The sequence below is a fragment of the Pseudomonas viridiflava genome, assembly GCF_900602065.1.
In the GTDB taxonomy this organism is placed as follows: Bacteria; Pseudomonadota; Gammaproteobacteria; order Pseudomonadales; family Pseudomonadaceae; genus Aquipseudomonas.
The window spans coordinates 290,374-307,550 of sequence record NZ_UWFN01000116.1; the positions used below are offsets into that span (position 1 = coordinate 290,374).

The following is a 17,177-nucleotide window of genomic DNA, read 5'->3' on the forward strand; positions in this document are numbered from 1 at the left end:
AAAGCGACTCGTTTATTACTCGCTCAGCAGCATCGGCAATGAGGCTCCGCGAGTCCTCCTCTTCGCCTAACAACTCCAGCTTCGCCTGAACTGCTAAGGCATATGGATCAAAACCGAGCCTGAATGCCGCACTAAATACCGCCACGAGCGTGTGGCAGTAGATGCATTCCTGTGTGGTGCGCATTACCCCTCCCTGACCATCGACACCGGCCGCCAATAGTCCATGAGCGGCCTCCGTTCTTTAAGTGAAGCTGGCTTTCGCCAGACCCACAAACATACAGCCGATGAACGTCGCGATTTGTGACAGTCGGCTCTACCAGCAATCTAAAGTCAGCCGCTGTGGCGGTAAGGACGAAGTCATGCCTGAAGCAAAAGAACGCCCCATACTGTTCAGCGCTCCTATGGTGCGCGCCATCCTGGAAGATCGGAAGACGGTCACGCGGCGAGAGGTGAAGAAACGCGCAGCACTTGATTGCTTGGCTGCTGGGTTTGAACCTGCCTTTTTGGCACTGCCCGGCAATGCTGATCTTTGCCCCTACGGCAAGCCCGGCAACCGGCTGTGGGTGCGAGAAAGCTGGTGGCAGGCCGGCGACTGGCAGGACACCTACCCCGAGGACGACACCGGCGCCTGGTTCGGCAGCAGGCGCGTGGTTTACTCCTCTGACGGCACTCCCCCGAATGAGCCAAATACCAGCTACCCGAATGGGTTGCGCAACGGTGCTTACTCGGCAGCGGCGCCGAACAAGATCTGGCGGCACCGGCCAAGCATCCACATGCCGCGCTGGGCCTGCCGCATCCTGCTGGAGATCACTGACGTGCGCGTCGAGCGCTTGCGGGATGGCGAAGGTGAAACAGCTTTCGAAAGCCGCTACGTCGCCGAGGGTATCAACCGCATCCATCACGGCGACGGCGAGTACGAGTTCCACCCTTTCAAAACCGAACCAGGCCCGGGAAACTGGACCGACCCTTTCGATGCTTGGCGAGAGTTGTGGGTGTCCATCAACGGTGCTGAACACTAGAACGCCAACCCGTGGGTCTGGGTTGTTGAGTTCAAGCGGGTGGCGGAATGACATCGGGTCTTTATGCGGACGATCAGTCCTGCTTGTTAAGCCAATATTCGAGACGCTTTACTGGGTCAGAAACTGCTTCGCCACAACGATCCGAGTACTCATTTAAGAGAATGGAATAGTTCACGGCGTCATTATCAATGTCTTTCATCATTGACTTTGTGGCCATCTCTACACGCGCTAATGCAAGCTTTTCGCTAGTCAACGCCGCCGAATACTCAATTGCGGTCTCGCCGATCTGTCCAAATTTTTCTGCAAGGTCTGGCTTCTGTGACTTCAAAACTACTGAGCTGAGCATGTAGAAGGCGCTGCACGCCGCAAGTTCATGCGCAAGATTGTTGTTAGCACGAGCCGGCTCGTACGCAAGAGCGTCATTTAGTGGAAATGCGAGTAACAACACAAGATACCTAACCAATGCAGAGTGTCCTTTCACCGCCCCTGGCGCCTTGGCACCAACATACTCATTAAAGCACAGCACTAACCCCTCCCCCTACTTCAAGCCTGCCGGTGATCGGCGGGCGAGGATTCGCTATGCCAAGAGAAGTAACCGAACTCGATTTTCGAAAGCCGGAGTTCCGCAACGAGAAGGTCAAGGACTACGAATTTCGAGCAGACGGCGCAATAGTTCGAAAAGATCGCTGGGTAACCGGTATGCACTTGGTGGCTGCCCTAGTTGGATCAACTCGCGGCGGGTTCGAGATCGACACCGTGATTGAGCAGGTACGCCAGCTCGTAGGCAACTGGTGTCCTCCCGATCCAGACGAAGACCCCATGCTCGAGCGCATAGACATTCGCCTGTCCTGCGGAAGCGTGCTGGCCGGTTGCGAGCGCACTGGCATTTTCACCTACTTCTGGCCGTTCGGAGGCATCCAGTTCACCAGCAAGGATTTCGGCGCAGACGTGATTGAGTGGCAAGAATCCCAGCAGAAAACCGACGCGGAATAACCCCTTCTGCCGCCATGGGGCGGCGCGGAGCATTACGCCTCCAGACCAATCGAGGACGCGATCATGGCCGCCCTACAGAAAATCACCGACTTACCAGAACCGGACAAATTGACTGAGAAGCAAATGGCCGATCGGCTTGGTACGACCGTTAAAGCGCTCCAGGCAAGGCGCGGCCGCGGGCAAATACCCAGCGGCGTCTGGAACAAGATCGGAAATCACATTATTTACAGCGTCAGGAGATATGACGAATGGCTAGAAAGTCTGTGGGTCTCCCCGCCGGGCTTGATCTCAGGGGCGAGACATTCCGTTTCCGGTTCAGTTGGAACGGTAAGCGCTGCTCCGAAACGCTCACGTATCCCCCCACGAAAGCGGGGATCCAGGCTGCCACCCGTTTTAGAGATCAAGTAGTCGGCCTGATTAAGCACGGCCTGATGACGGACCAAAAATACGCCGAGCTGTTCCCTGACTCGGCAATCGCTACCGATGCGACGGTTCTGTTCGGCGAGTATGTCCAGCTCTGGCTCGATGGGAGAGAGATCGAGGAAGGTGCACGTAGCAACTATGTAGGCACCATGAATCTGTACTGGATGCCGCACTTGGTGCTAACTCCGGTCAGCACCATCACCACCATGATGCTCAGGCGCGTCATCGGCAAAATTGATTGGTTCTCGCAAGGAGTGAAGCGGAACGCGATCACCAAACTTAAAACCATTTTGGATGATGCCGTTCGCGAGGATCTACTGGACAAAAACCCGGCAGAGCTTCTGGACATGCCAAAGCGGAAGGCACCTAATCCAGACCCACTGGCCATTGAAGAAGCCAATAGGATCATCGCCTGCTTGTACGCTGCCGAGCATTGGCCGAGCCACATCTATGCGGCGTTCTTCGAGTTTGCCTTTTTTACCGGCATGCGACTGCAGGAAGTCATTGCGCTGCGCTGGGACGAGATTGATTTCGAAAAACGCCAAGCACGCGTATGCAGGGTGATCGTTCGTGGCGAGATCAAGGAGCGCACAAAGACACGAAAAAACCGCTACGTGCTGCTTAACGATCGGGCAATTCACGCCCTTCGCTTTGCGCAATCCTATCTGGACCGGAGAAAACAGGGGAAAGGCAAGCTCAAGGACTTTCCGTACTGCTTCCCGCCGTCCAAGAACACTGTGCACATCCGGCAGACCTCCGACCTTCACAAGCAGTGGATTCCGACTCTGGTCAAGTTAGGGGTGCGACACCGGCCGCCTTACAACTGTCGTCACACTTATGCGACAATATGCATAATGTCTGGAATGAATCCCTCTTTTATCGCCCAACAGCTCGGACACTCAGTCCAGATGCTGCTCTCGACATATGCGCGCTGGCTTAGCTCAAGTGGCGATTGGGGTGAGATGGAAAAGCTTAATATTGGTCCAGAGTTGGTCCAAGGCACAAACCAGAGCCGCGTAACTAATTGAAAGGTAAGGTAATTGATCTCCACAGCGAATATCACCATGCAGTTCGGCGCCAAGCCCTTGTTCGAGAACGTCTCGGTCAAGTTTGGTGCCGGTAACCGTTACGGCCTGATCGGTGCCAACGGCTGCGGTAAATCCACCTTTATGAAGATCCTGGGCGGTGATCTGGAGCCTTCCGGTGGGCAAGTGATGCTCGAACCGAACGTTCGTCTGGGTAAACTGCGCCAGGATCAGTTCGCCTACGAAGAATTCACCGTGATCGATACCGTGATCATGGGTCACGAAGAGCTGTGGAAGGTCAAGGCAGAACGTGACCGCATCTACTCGATGCCGGAAATGACCGAAGAAGACGGTATGGCTGTGGCCGAGCTGGAGACCGAATTCGCAGAGATGGACGGCTACACCGCCGAATCCCGCGCCGGTGAGTTGCTGCTGGGCCTGGGTATCGGCATCGAACAGCACAACGGCCCGATGAGTGAAGTATCGCCAGGCTGGAAACTGCGTGTATTGCTGGCGCAGGCACTGTTCTCCGATCCTGAAGTGCTGTTGCTCGACGAACCGACCAACCACCTGGACATCAACACCATTCGCTGGCTGGAAAACATCCTGACCCAGCGTAACAGCCTGATGATCATCATCTCTCACGACCGTCACTTCCTGAACAGCGTGTGCACCCACATGGCTGACCTGGATTACGGCGAGTTGCGTCTGTTCCCAGGCAACTACGACGAGTACATGACCGTGGCGACCCAGTCCCGCGAGCAACTGCTGTCGGACAACGCCAAGAAGAAAGCGCAGATTTCCGAGCTGCAATCGTTCGTCAGCCGCTTCTCGGCCAACGCCTCGAAAGCCAAACAGGCCACTTCCCGCGCCAAGGCAATCGACAAGATCCAGCTGGCTGAAGTCAAGCCTTCGAGCCGTGTCAGCCCGTTCATCCGCTTCGAGCAGACTAAAAAGCTGCACCGTCAGGCGGTCATCGTCGAGCGCATGGCCAAAGGCTTCGACGGCAAGCCGCTGTTCAAAGACTTCAGCTTCCAGGTTGAAGCCGGCGAGCGCGTTGCGATCATTGGCCCGAACGGTATCGGCAAAACCACCCTCCTGCGCACCCTGGTCAACGAACTGACTCCGGACGCCGGTAGCGTCAAGTGGACCGACGCCGCTGAACTGGGTTACTACGCTCAGGATCACGCCCACGACTTCGAAAACGACGTCACGCTGTTCGACTGGATGGGCCAGTGGACTCAAGGCGAGCAGATGATCCGTGGCACCCTGGGCCGGATGCTGTTCTCCAACGACGAGATCCAGAAGTCGGTCAAGGTCATTTCCGGTGGTGAGCAAGGCCGTATGTTGTTCGGCAAGCTGATCCTGCAAAAGCCGAACGTGTTGATCATGGACGAACCGACCAACCACTTGGACATGGAGTCCATCGAAGCGCTGAACCTTGCACTGGAAAACTACCCGGGCACGCTGATCTTTGTCAGCCACGACCGCGAGTTCGTGTCCTCGCTGGCCACGCGCATCATCGAGCTGACCCCGGACGGCGTAACCGACTTCAGCGGCACCTACGATGATTACCTGCGTAGCCAGGGTGTGGTGTTCTGATAGAGGTCTTGTAGGAGCTGCCGAAGGCTGCGATGGCGATCTTTCAGGCTAAATGCTTCGCAGCCTGCGGCAGCTTCTACAGGAAGTGCATTCCCATTCAAAGGACTGCATTCAGGTTATAAAAGCCTCAAAACGAAAAAGCCCGGTCAATCTGACCGGGCTTTTTTCATTTCCAGACAGGCATTACTTGAGCTGCAACACCTCAATCCACAGCGCTCCCTTGCCGGACTCGGCTTCACTGACACGCTTCAGTGCGCCCTTGTCGCCCACCCCGTAAACCCCCACCTTATCGGCCTTTTCACCGGTTACCAGTAACCACTTGCCATTTGGCGAAAAGGCGATATTGCGTGGCTGCTTCTCTTCCACCGGGTAGTTATCAAGGAAGGTCAGCGCACCGGTTGCGCCGTTGACAGCGAATGCTGATACCGAACTGGTGGTGCGTTCAGTCATGAACAGCAGCTTGCCGTCTGGCGAAAGACGCAGGTCAGCCGCCCAGATACGAGGCGTCGGATCGTCTTTCAAATCGTTGTTGCTCGCATCACGCACTTCGCCGTGGGCCAGCTTCAGACGTTCGGGAATACCGTTGGCTTGTGCGACTTGCGTCAACGCACCGATTTTGTCGTCAATCGAGAACGCAGTGACAGTGCCGCTCATCTCGCCGTCGACAAACAGAAACTTGCCATCACTGGAAAACGCCAAATGCCGTGGCCCGGTTTTGGCCGGCACGCTGACGAAACCACTGCCGATTGGCGTCAGCGCTCCGGTCTTGTCGTCCAGCCGATACTGCAGTACGTGGTCGGCACCGAGATTACCGGCGTAGGCAAAACGGTTGCTCGGGTCGGTGCGTACAGAGTGCGCATGCGGACCGGTTTTGTAGGTCTGGATTTTGTCATCCGGCTTCTTTGCCGCATCGATAGCCTGAACCGTAATGGCGTCAGCCCCGTAGGACGCGCCCATCAGAAAACGACCGCTGCGATCTGTAGACAGGTAAGCCAGGCTCTCGGCCAGTGGCCCACGGGATAATTCGCTCAGGCGCCCGTTTTTGGCGTCGATGCTGAAGCCCAGCACCTGGAAGGGTTTGACCCGCAATGCAGCGTACAAGACCTTGCCGTCCGGACTGATCGCCATTGGGTTGACCATATCCCCCGCCTTGGTCTGTTCCACCAGACTCAGCTTGCCGCTCGCTTCGTCGAGGCTGTACTGCGAAATCAGTCCGTCAACCGGGCTGGAAATGTAAGCGAAAGTCGAGGCACTGGCGTTCATGCTTAATCCGTAGACAACGGCCGCAGCCAGGAGAAGAGGTTTGCTCACAGGAGGATCCTTTGTTTTTATGATTGTGGTCAGTCATCCTATGACCACGAGGGAATTCCGGCAATTACTGTTTTACAAATTGTTGCGGGTTTACATCGTTAGCATGCTTTCATTTGTTTCCCTGCAAGGCCATGATGTGGCCACTCCCTACCGCCTGCCAGCGAAAGAGCCCAATGTCTGCTGCCACCCCACCGCCTGTTGCACAGCCCAGCTCCATGACGATCACCCTGCAGATCGTTTCCGTGGTGTTCTATACCTTCGTTGCGTTCCTGTGCATCGGCCTGCCGATCGCGGTATTGCCAGGTTATGTGCATGATCAGTTGGGTTTCAGCGCGGTAGTCGCAGGTCTTGTAATCGGTTCCCAATACCTGGCCACCCTGCTCAGCCGCCCAACGGCAGGCAAGATCTGCGACACCATCGGCACCAAGCTCGCCGTGGTGTACGGCATGTCGGGTATCGCGATCAGCGGCGTGTTGACCTTGGCCGCAGCGCTGCTCGAACACCTGCCCGAAGTCAGTCTGACCATCCTCATCGTTTCCCGGCTGTTCCTGGGCGTCTCGCAAGGCCTGATCGGCGTGGGCAGCATCAGTTGGTGCATCGGCAAGGTGGGTCCGGAGCATACGGCCCGGGCGATTTCCTGGAACGGTATCGCCTCCTACGGTGCAATCGCGATCGGTGCGCCGTTGGGCTACCTGATGAGCCATGAGCTTGGCTTCTTCACCTTGGGCATCGCCTTGTCGGTGATGGCGTCGCTGTCGCTGCTGGTCATCCGCAATCAATCCGCACCAGCAGTGATCAAGGGCGAGCGCCTGCCCTTCTGGTCGGTGTTCGGGCGCATTGCACCTTACGGCCTGAGCCTGACCCTGGCGTCGATCGGCTACGGGACCATGACCACCTTTATCACCCTGTTTTACGTCAGCCGCGGCTGGGAAGGTGCAGCCTGGTGCCTGAGTGTCTTCGGCGTATGTTTTATTGCCGCACGGCTGTTGTTCATTGGTGCAATCAATCGCCTGGGCGGCTTTACCTCCGCCATTCTGTGCATGGCAGTGGAAACGCTTGGGCTGGTGTTGCTGTGGATTTCGCCCAATACCGCCTTTGCACTCACCGGCGCTGGCCTGACCGGCCTTGGGTTGTCACTGGTGTATCCAGCGCTGGGCGTCGAAGCGATCAAGCAAGTGCCGTCCAGCAGCCGCAGTGCTGGCTTGAGTGCTTACGCAGTGTTCTTCGATCTGGCGCTGGCGATTGCCGGACCGATCATGGGCGCAATCGCATTGGGTTTGGGCTATTCGTGGATTTTCTTCTTCGCGTCGCTGCTGTCGATTGGCGGACTGGGTCTGACGGTACTGTTGTCTCGCCGTGCGAAGGCCCAGGTTAGCAGGGCATAAAAAAGATGAACTGGTGCTTTATGCACCAGTCCGATCTACATATCCCGTTTATAGGAGCGTCCGCGTGCCCCCTGATCCAGCTGGCGTAAATGCCGATGTAGTGGACATGACTGATATCCCTGATATTCATCGCTTGCGCGTGCTGACGGTGAATACGCACAAAGGCTTTACCGCGCTCAATCGCCGTTTCATTTTGCCCGAGCTGCGAGAGGCCGTTCGCAGCACCAGCGCGGACCTGGTTTTCCTTCAGGAAGTATTGGGTAGCCACGAACGGCACGCGTCTCGACACGCTGACTGGCCGACAACCTCTCACTACGAATTTCTCGCCGACAGTATGTGGAGTGACTTCGCCTACGGTCGTAACGCCGTGTATCCCGACGGTCACCACGGTAACGCGATACTGTCCAAATACCCGATCCTGCAACATCGTAATCTGGATATTTCGATCACCGGACCCGAGCGGCGCGGCCTGCTGCATTGCGTTCTACAAGTGCCTGGCCATGATGAGGTCCACGCAATCTGCGTGCATTTGAGCCTGCTTGAAAGTCATCGCCAATTGCAGCTCGATCTGCTCTGCAAGTTGCTGGACTCCTTGCCTGACCATGCGCCAGTGATCATCGGGGGGGATTTCAATGACTGGCAATTGCGCGGCAACAAACGCCTGGCCCGTTGTGAGTATCTACATGAGGTATTCGAGCGCCATCACGGCGCGCCCGCCAAATCCTACCCAGCGCGCTTCCCGATGCTGCGTCTGGACCGGGTCTATCTGCGCAACGCGACCAGCCATGAGCCGCGAATCCTGGGCAACAAACCGTGGACGCACCTCTCGGATCATTTGCCTTTGTCGGTTGAAGTGCATTTGTAATCGCGGTTATGCATAAAAACCATTCATATCCCCATCTGCTGGTCAATTTGTTGACGGAGAAAGGATTGTGCTCTTAACTTTTCTTGTTACCGCTTGAAATAACGTCGTTTCACAGTAACAAGGACTCCGGGTCGACTGCCCTCCAGTGGCCCGGTTGCAGCGCGGTTGCCGGGCACTGATGAAGCAGTGAAAGCCTCCCTGACCTCGCAGCAGGGAGCGCAATAATGAGTAAGAATCTGTTTCATCACAGTGCAGGCGACTGCACTGGCATCGTATTGGCATTGGCCTTCACCCTCCTCCCCGACCCGACCCATGCGGCCTGTGACCTCAATTCCACCATCGGCTCCGACATCCAGATTTGTGACAGCGGCAGCAGTGGCCCGTTGACCAACCCAGGCGGCAACAACACGTTGATTTTTCCCTCACTGGGCACCGGCTCCATCATTGGTAACGTCTCGTTCGGTGCAGGCCAGGACCGTATCGAGATGAATTCCGGCAGCATCGTTGGCGACTTCAATCAAGGCGCCGGGGTGGATACTTTTCGCATTACGGCGGGCGAAATCACTGGTGATGTGAATCAGAGTTTTGATCCTGATGATTTTTTCATGAGTGGCGGGACAATGCGTTCACTCACTCAAGGCGACGGCCTGGACACCTTTCTCATGACAGGCGGCGCGATCAGCAATGCTTTCGAGGACGGCGACATCGCACGTATGACCGGTGGATCCATCGGCCGGGTCGACATGAAGCTGGATAACAACCTGTTCGATATGTCCGGCGGGACCATCATCAATAATCTGGTGGCCGGGTTTGGTCGGGACACAATCATTTTGTCCGGGGGCAGTATTGGTGGCGTGATCAGTGTCAGTGGTGGCGAAGACAACATCACCGTCTCAGGCGGCGAGGCCAAAGGCGGGATTCGCACCAGCTTCGGCGATGACACGTTCAACTGGCGCGATGCCGGGTTTATCCGAGGCGCGGTACTGATGGCGGACGGCGATGATCGCGCCATCTTGACCCGTCTCACCGAAGCGACGCTGGGGTCAAACCCGCTGCTCGATGGTGGCGTCGGCACCGACCTGCTCACGTTCGACGCGGTCAACACATCCGTCCCGGCTCGCTACGCAAATTGGGAGACGGTGAACCTGAACAACGGCAGCCTGTTGGACCTCAATGGCGAAATGGTACTCGGGGATACAGCAAGTGGCACCGGCGTATTGAACGTCGACGCCAGTAGCGCCCTGACGGCGGTTTCCGGTCGCATCCACTCGTTCACGGCCGCGTAATCAGCAACGCTGAACAATGCCGGCACACTGGACTTGAGCCGCAATGACGGCGCGACGGACACCCTCACCGTCAACGGCAACTACACAGGCATCAACGCCAGGTTGTTGCTGCAATCGGTATTGGCTGACGATGCATCCCCCAGCGACAGATTAGTGGTTTCACAAGGCAGCCTGTCCGGTACGACGCAAATCAACGTCAGCAATCTGGGCGGGCTGGGCGCTGCAACTGCGCTAAATGGTATTCGGGTCGTAGAGGCCACTAACGGCGCCACCAGTGAAAACACCGCATTTTCACTGGGCAACTCATTGTCGGTCGGCGCTTACGACTATTACCTGTTCAAAGGCGGCGCCACGGCGGGATCAGAAAACAGCTGGTTCCTGCGCTCAACCGTGCTGGCGCCCCCTCTTGCACTGGCCGTACCCGAACCAGAAGCGCCAGAGCCTTTACCGCCAACTCAACCCTCCCAGCCCGCTATACCACCCACGCCCACGGTACCCGCCAATCCAGGCATATCAATCCCCCCGACAACCGCCCCTGTGCAACCAGCTGCATTTGCGCCAGTGGCAGCCGTCGGCACACCACCGCTACCGACGGCAGTGGCCGGTGCAGCTCCGATCCCCCTTTACCGGCTCGAAGTCCCGAACTACGCCGTAGTACCTCCGGCGGCTGCGGTGCTGACCCTGATGTCGCTGGGCACTTTCCATGACCGTCAGGGTGAGCAGAGCCTGTTAACAGAGTCAGGTTGGGCTCCGGCGGGCTGGGCGCGGGTATTTGGCAGCAGTGTCAGACAAAGCTGGTCCGGTGCAGTTAATCCAAACCTTGACGCTTCGCTCAAAGGCTATCAAGTCGGTCACGACGTTTATGCAGTACAACACGACAATGGCCGCATTCAACGCGGTGGGCTGTTTGCCGGGCATAGCCAACTCGACGGTGACGTAAAGGGCTTCGCGGGCGGGTTTCAGGATCGTAAAACCGGCAAGCTGAAACTCGAAGGTGACAGCCTCGGGCTTTACTGGACACTGACCGACCCCAAGGGCTGGTATGTCGATGCCGTCGCCATGGGCACCCGTCTGGATGGCTACAGCCGTTCGGATCGAGGTGTACGCATCGACACCGAAGGGCATGCCCTGACGTTATCCGTTCAAACGGGTTATCCCCTTCCTGTGAGCGGGAATTGGGTTATCGAACCGCAAGCGCAATTGATCAGTCAGCACATCAAACTCCACAGCCAGAACGACGGTATTTCAGATGTGTCGTTCGACTCTCAGGCCTGGAATACAGCCCGGCTCGGCGCGCGTCTAAAAAGCACTTACAAGGTCAGCGGTTTGCCCGTCGAGCCCTACGTGCGTACGAATCTGTGGCACAACTTCGATGGCACGGACACTGTCACGTTCAATCACACTGACACGATCAAGACCGAGCACCGATCCACCTATGCCGATGTAGGCGCAGGCATCGTCGCCACTCTATCCCCCGGGGTAAGCGTTTATCTCAGCGTGGACTACAGCGGCAATCTGGATGATGAAGATTTGAGCGGGGTGGCGGGCAATGCCGGCGTGCGGGTGAGTTGGTGATCTGCAGACTATCATTATCGGGGTGCTCCCATCGCGGGCAAGCACCGCTCCCACAGGAGATCGAGGTCCATCTGTGGGAGCGGTGCTTGCCCGCGATAAGTGCAGCGCGGTCTTTCAGATTAAGCGATTAGCCCTCACTCGCCCTCGGCTTGAGAATCAACACCGCCAGCGGTGGCAGGTTCAACGACAGAGATACGGGCTGACCATGACTCTTGACCTCGTCAGCATGCACCCCGCCGCCATTGCCCAGGTTTGAGCCTGCGTACATTTCTGCATCGCTGTTAAGCAACTCGACCCAGTTACCGCCATAGGGCACACCCACGCGATAACCCTCGCGTGGTACCGGCGTGAGGTTGGCAACGACCAGCAATGGCTCACCCTCCTTACTCCAGCGCATGTAGGCGAACACGCTGTTAGCGGCGTCGTCACCGATCAGCCACTGGAAGCCCATTGGCTCGGTGTCGCGCTCGTGCAGGGCTTTTTCTTCGCGATAGACACGGTTAAGGTCGCTCACCAGTTTTTTCACGCCGATGTGCTCGGCGTATTGCAACAGGTACCAGTCCAGTTGCTCATCATGGTTCCATTCACGCCACTGCCCAAACTCACAGCCCATGAACAACAGCTTCTTGCCTGGATGGGTCCACATGAACGTCAGATAGGCCCGCAAGTTGGCAAACTTCTGCCAGCGATCACCGGGCATTTTGTCGATCAGCGAATGCTTGCCATGCACCACTTCATCGTGAGAAATCGGCAGGATGAATTTCTCGGACCAGGCGTACATCAGACCGAAACTCAGCTCGCTGTGATGGTGGGCACGATGAATCGGGTCCTGCTGCATATAGTGCAGCGTGTCGTGCATCCAGCCCATGTTCCACTTATAGGCAAAGCCCAGTCCGCCCTGCTGGGTGCTCTGGCTGACACCAGGCCAGGCGGTAGACTCTTCAGCAATGACCAGCGTACCCGGCGCTTCCAGAGCAACGACATCGTTGAGGTGGCGCAAAAAGTCGATTGCCTCAAGGTTTTCACGACCGCCAAAACGGTTCGGCACCCACTCCCCGGCTTTACGCGAATAGTCGCGATAAAGCATTGATGCCACAGCGTCCACTCGCAGACCATCGATATGGTAATGCTTGAGCCAGTGCAGCGCCGAAGCCAGCATGAAGCCGTGTACTTCGGTGCGACCCAGGTTGTAAATCAGCGTGTCCCAGTCCTGGTGAAAGCCTTCCTGAGGGTTGGCATATTCGTACAGGGCGGTGCCATCAAACTGCGCAAGGCCGTGAGTATCGGTAGGAAAGTGCGCAGGCACCCAGTCCAGAATCACGCCGATTTCTGCCTGGTGGCACGCGTTGACGAACGCCGCGAAATCTTCCGGTGAACCATAACGTGCAGTCGGTGCGAATTGGGCGAGAAGCTGATAGCCCCACGACCCGCCAAACGGGTGTTCCATGATCGGCATCAGCTCGATATGGGTGAAACCCAGTTCTTTCACATAAGGAATCAAACGATCAGCCAGCTCACGCCAGTTGTACTGACGCCATTGGCCTTCATCGTTCTGTTCCATCTGCCATGAGCCAGCATGCAGCTCATAGATCGACAGCGGCGCATTGGCCGCATGACGCTCCCCGCGTGATTGCAGCCAGTCGTTGTCGTGCCACTCAAATTGCAGCGGCGCAGAGACTTTCGACGCGGTGTCCGGTGGCAACGTCGTCGCCAATGCCATGGGATCGGACTTGAGTGGCAGAATCCCGTGCGCGCCCAGAATCTCGAACTTGTACAGTTCACCTGGCTGCAAACGCGGGACGAACACTTCCCAGACCCCGGTAGGATGGCGCAAACGCATCGGATGACGGCGCCCGTCCCAGTTGTTGAAGCCGCCAACCACCGAGACGCGGCGGGCGTTGGGTGCCCAGACAGCAAAGCGCACCCCTTGAACACCTTCGACGGTGGTCAACTGTGCACCCAGGCAGCTGCTCAGATCACGATGATTGCCTTCAGCAAACAGATATAGGTCCATTTCGCCCAACAACGGGCCAAAACTGTACGGGTCTTCAGTGATTTGCTCGCCACCGGCCCAGTTAATCTTCAACAGATAAGGTTGAACCTGAGCAAAACGCCCAATAAAGAAACCCGGGACTGCGCTCATTTCCAGCGCGCCCAGCTCATGCCCTCCTTCGCGGGCCAGCACCGTTACGCTCAGCGCGTCGGGCAGGTAAGCACGAATGATCTGCCCATCAGCACCATCGCCATGGGGGCCTAATATCGAAAAGGGATCACGGTGTTCGGCACGGATCAATGCATCCATGTCTACAGCGGCGGGCATCAGTCGCGGGCCCGCGCCGGTTTTGTCAGGCGCATTCATCAAGACTCTCCATCAGACAGGTTGAGCAACCCACGCAAACCTTGCAACGGCACGGACAACCAGGTCGGGCGGTTTTCAGCTTCGTAGACCACTTCATAAGCGGTTTTTTCCAGGGTGAACAGTTCAAGCGCCGCGGCCTCACCCTTGGCGTCTTTCCAGGCATGGGCCAATCCGGCAGTCGCCGAACGATAACCTTCGATAAAGGCTTCACGGGCCTGGTTCAAATAAGTTTCAGCAACTCGCCGACGCGCTGCACCGGCTTCCGGTGATGTGTCGACGCTTTGCGCACTGCGTACCGCCATGGCCGCCGCGTAATCAAACGAGCGCAACACACCACTGACGTCCTTGAACGGGCTGTACTTGGCGCGGCGTTCCTGCACCGAACGCGCAGGTTCGCCTTCAAAGTCGATCAGATAAGCATCGCCTTTGACCACCAATACCTGGCCAAGGTGCAAATCACCGTGAACCCTGATGCGCAAACCACCCACCGAGCGTTTGGCCAATGCTTGCAAATGCGCCAGAACTTTCTTGCGGTTGGCCAGCAAATCACTGACCAACTGCTGATCAACAGGTTCCAGCGCGGCTTTGTTCTGCTCCAGTAATTGCAGCGCATGCTCCATCTGCGCGGCGACGCTTTTGCCGGAAGCCTGGCCGTCTTTGACGCTGGTGACCTCAACCGCGAAATCCGGATTGTCCGTTGAAGCCGCTAACACCTGGTGCATTTCTCCCAGGCGACGCCCCAGATTACCGGCGAAGTCCTTCAGCTCCAGCAAGGCGTTGTAATGCTGCTCCTGGCCAGAAACACTGTGGGACATCTCATCACGCACAGCGCGTTCCAGATTGTTTTGAGTCCATTCCCACGCATCGCCCTGATTGCTCAGATACCCTTGGGCAATCATCAGCAAATGATGCTGGCCGTCATTGCCGACACGCACCACTGAACCCAGCAGCGGCGAGATGTACTGGTAACCGGCATTGGTCAGATAAGCGCCCATTTCCAGTTCCGGATGGATGCCCGGATTGACCCGGCGGATCATCTTCAGCACCAGGCTGCTGCCTACCACCACGGAGCTGTTGGACTGCTCGGCAGACAGGTAACGCACTTCCGACTCATTACTCAAACCCAGCGGCTGCAATTGCGACGTGTGCTCGAAGCGCAACTCCCCTTCACTGCTCTGCAGCACGGTTTGCACTTGCATACCGTGTACCACCGCACGAATAAAAGTTTCCAGGGTGAAAGCGTCGGTGACCAACCCCACCTGACGGCCCCGGCGTACGCGGGCCAAAGCCAGTTGCTGAGGCAAGGCGCTGCTGATGTCGTCCTCGGCGAGCATGCCAAACGGCAGCTGGTAGCGTGCGTGATGATCGCCCGCCGTGACTTCGATTTCGCTGAGCAGAACCGGATGCGCGGCGTCACCGAAACGCACCGCGTAGGCGATGTGCACCTTGTCGATGGCTTTGTCCTTGGCGGCAAACCAGCGACGCTTCGGCAGATAGAGCGCCAGCGAATTCTGTTCCATCACTGTGCGTAAAGGCTCTTCGAGCAATTCTTCGAGGCGTTTTTTCAGGACCATGGTCGGGAAATCCGGGATGCTTTGCGCAGGCTCCACATGCCAGCTGGGCATCTGGTTTTCTGCGGCGAGCAAGAACCAATAAAAGCCATAAGGCGGTAAGGTCAACAAATACGTCAGTTGGCCAATCGGTGGGAAAGCGCTGCCGCCGAGCATTTCAACCGGTACCGTGCCGGCATAGGCTGACAGCTCCAGTTCGGCCGCCTGTGAAGCGCTGGACATGTTGGCGACACACAAAATGATCTCGGTCTTGCCATCCGCCCCTGTGTATTCACGGGTATAAGCCAGGATCCGGCGGTTGCTCGGGGACAGCATTTTCAGCACGCCACGACCGAACGCTTTCTGCTGTTTGCGCACTGCCAACATGCGCCGGTTCCAGTTCAGCAGCGAGTGCGGGTCGTTGTTCTGGGTTTCGACATTGACGGATTGAAAGCCGTACAGCGGGTCCATGATCGGTGGCAGCACCAGGCTCGCCGGGTCGGCGCGCGAGAAACCGCCGTTGCGGTCGATGGTCCACTGCATCGGCGTCCGCACCCCGTCCCGATCACCGAGATAGATGTTATCGCCCATGCCGATTTCGTCACCGTAGTACAAAGTCGGCGTACCCGGCATCGACAAGAGCATGCTATTGAGCAGTTCAACGCGGCGGCGATCACGCTGCATCAACGGCGCCAGACGACGACGAATGCCCAGATTGATCCGAGCGCGACGGTCTGCGGCGTAGTAATTCCACAGGTAATCACGCTCACGATCAGTGACCATTTCAAGGGTCAGCTCATCGTGGTTGCGCAGGAAGATCGCCCACTGACAGTTAGCCGGAATTTCCGGGGTCTGCCGCAGGATATCGGTGATCGGAAAGCGGTCTTCCTGGGCCAGCGCCATGTACATGCGCGGCATTAACGGGAAGTGGAACGCCATGTGACATTCGTCGCCGTTGTCACCCTTGGTGTCACCAAAATACAGCTGGGTGTCTTCCGGCCACTGGTTGGCCTCCGCTAAAAGCATCCGATCTGGATAATTGGCGTCGATTTCAGCACGGATCTGCTTCAGCACCGTGTGGGTTTCAGGAAGGTTTTCGTTGTTAGTGCCGTCGCGCTCGATCAGGTACGGAATCGCGTCGAGACGCAGACCATCGATACCCATGTCCAACCAGTAACGCATCACGTCAAGCACGGCTTCCATGACCAGCGGGTTATCAAAATTCAGATCCGGCTGGTGGGAGTAGAAGCGGTGCCAGAAGTACTGCTCAGCGACTGGATCCCAGGTCCAGTTGGACTTTTCGGTGTCCAGAAAGATGATCCGCGTGCCGTCGTATTTGTCGTCGGTGTCAGACCAGACATAGAAGTCCCGTGCCTTCGACCCCTTCTTCGCCTTACGAGCCTTCTGGAACCAGGGGTGCTGATCCGAGGTGTGATTGATCACCAGTTCAGTGATGACCCGCAAACCGCGTTTGTGCGCCTCGGCGATGAATTTCTTCGCGTCAGCCATGGTCCCGTAGTCGCTGTGCACCCCTTTGTATTCGGCAATGTCATAGCCGTCATCACGACGCGGCGAAGGGTAAAAAGGCAGCAACCAGATGGTGTTCACTCCGAGCTCGGCGATGTAGTCGAGTTTGGAGATCAGACCAGGGAAATCACCGATGCCATCGTTGTTGGAGTCGAAGAATGATTTCACATGGACCTGATAAATCACTGCATCCTTGTACCAGAGCGGGTCCTTGATGAAGGCCGCGCTCTTGGGTTTCTTTGCCATGGGTCATTCCC

General features: G+C 57.1%; 9 protein-coding genes and 2 pseudogenes. 7 read left to right on the forward strand and 4 right to left on the reverse strand.

Annotation, left to right across the window (positions count from 1 at the left end; all coding sequences use genetic code 11):
• Positions 1-359 precede the first annotated feature (359 nt).
• Positions 360-1,016: pseudogene (locus EE949_RS06645) on the forward strand (hypothetical protein); the annotation flags it as partial.
• A 76-nt stretch (positions 1,017-1,092) separates the two neighbouring features.
• Here the strand turns inward: EE949_RS06645 and EE949_RS06650 are convergent.
• The gene (locus tag EE949_RS06650; protein WP_240350341.1) at positions 1,093-1,545 is read right to left on the reverse strand and encodes a hypothetical protein; all 453 of its coding nucleotides are present in this window, start codon (positions 1,543-1,545) and stop codon (positions 1,093-1,095) included.
• A gap of 53 nt (positions 1,546-1,598) precedes the next feature.
• Here EE949_RS06650 and EE949_RS06655 point away from each other — a divergent pair, with 53 nt between their 5' ends.
• The 3 genes from EE949_RS06655 (at position 1,599) to EE949_RS06665 (ending at position 5,062) form a co-directional block, all read left to right on the forward strand.
• Entirely contained in the window at positions 1,599-2,012 is a 414-nt protein-coding gene (locus EE949_RS06655) for a hypothetical protein (RefSeq protein ID WP_122663549.1), read from the forward strand.
• Between the two features lie 248 nt (positions 2,013-2,260).
• Positions 2,261-3,463: a tyrosine-type recombinase/integrase gene (locus EE949_RS06660; RefSeq protein ID WP_122663550.1), complete on the forward strand. Its 1,203-nt coding sequence runs from the start codon at positions 2,261-2,263 to the stop codon at positions 3,461-3,463.
• A gap of 12 nt (positions 3,464-3,475) precedes the next feature.
• Positions 3,476-5,062 (forward strand): ABC-F family ATPase, encoded by a 1,587-nt coding sequence (locus EE949_RS06665; RefSeq protein ID WP_122663551.1) that lies wholly within the window; start codon positions 3,476-3,478, stop codon positions 5,060-5,062.
• A 183-nt stretch (positions 5,063-5,245) separates the two neighbouring features.
• On the opposite strand, the gene EE949_RS06670 is transcribed toward EE949_RS06665, so the two are convergent.
• Positions 5,246-6,373, reverse strand: a complete 1,128-nt coding sequence (locus EE949_RS06670; RefSeq protein WP_162873802.1) for a lactonase family protein — start codon at positions 6,371-6,373, stop codon at positions 5,246-5,248.
• A 173-nt stretch (positions 6,374-6,546) separates the two neighbouring features.
• Between EE949_RS06670 and EE949_RS06675 the strand changes: the two genes are divergently transcribed.
• The 3 genes and pseudogenes from EE949_RS06675 to EE949_RS06685 all read left to right on the forward strand — a co-directional run bounded on the left by EE949_RS06675 (position 6,547) and on the right by EE949_RS06685 (position 11,484).
• On the forward strand, positions 6,547-7,758 hold the full coding sequence (locus EE949_RS06675) for an MFS transporter (protein WP_122663553.1): 1,212 nt from the start codon (positions 6,547-6,549) through the stop codon (positions 7,756-7,758).
• A 106-nt stretch (positions 7,759-7,864) separates the two neighbouring features.
• Entirely contained in the window at positions 7,865-8,623 is a 759-nt protein-coding gene (locus EE949_RS06680; RefSeq protein ID WP_122663739.1) for an endonuclease/exonuclease/phosphatase family protein, read from the forward strand.
• Between the two features lie 224 nt (positions 8,624-8,847).
• Positions 8,848-11,484, forward strand: a pseudogene (locus EE949_RS06685) (autotransporter outer membrane beta-barrel domain-containing protein).
• A gap of 127 nt (positions 11,485-11,611) precedes the next feature.
• On the opposite strand, the gene glgB reads toward EE949_RS06685, so the two are convergent.
• Both glgB and treS read right to left on the reverse strand, forming a co-directional pair.
• Positions 11,612-13,843 carry a 1,4-alpha-glucan branching protein GlgB gene (glgB, locus tag EE949_RS06690; protein WP_122663554.1) on the reverse strand — a complete coding sequence of 744 codons (2,232 nt, stop codon included), beginning with the start codon at positions 13,841-13,843 and terminating at the stop codon, positions 11,612-11,614.
• Positions 13,843-17,166, reverse strand: a complete 3,324-nt coding sequence (gene treS, locus EE949_RS06695; RefSeq protein WP_122663555.1) for a maltose alpha-D-glucosyltransferase — start codon at positions 17,164-17,166, stop codon at positions 13,843-13,845. Before treS ends, glgB begins: the two co-directional genes overlap by 1 nt.
• Between the last annotated feature and the right edge of the window lie 11 nt (positions 17,167-17,177).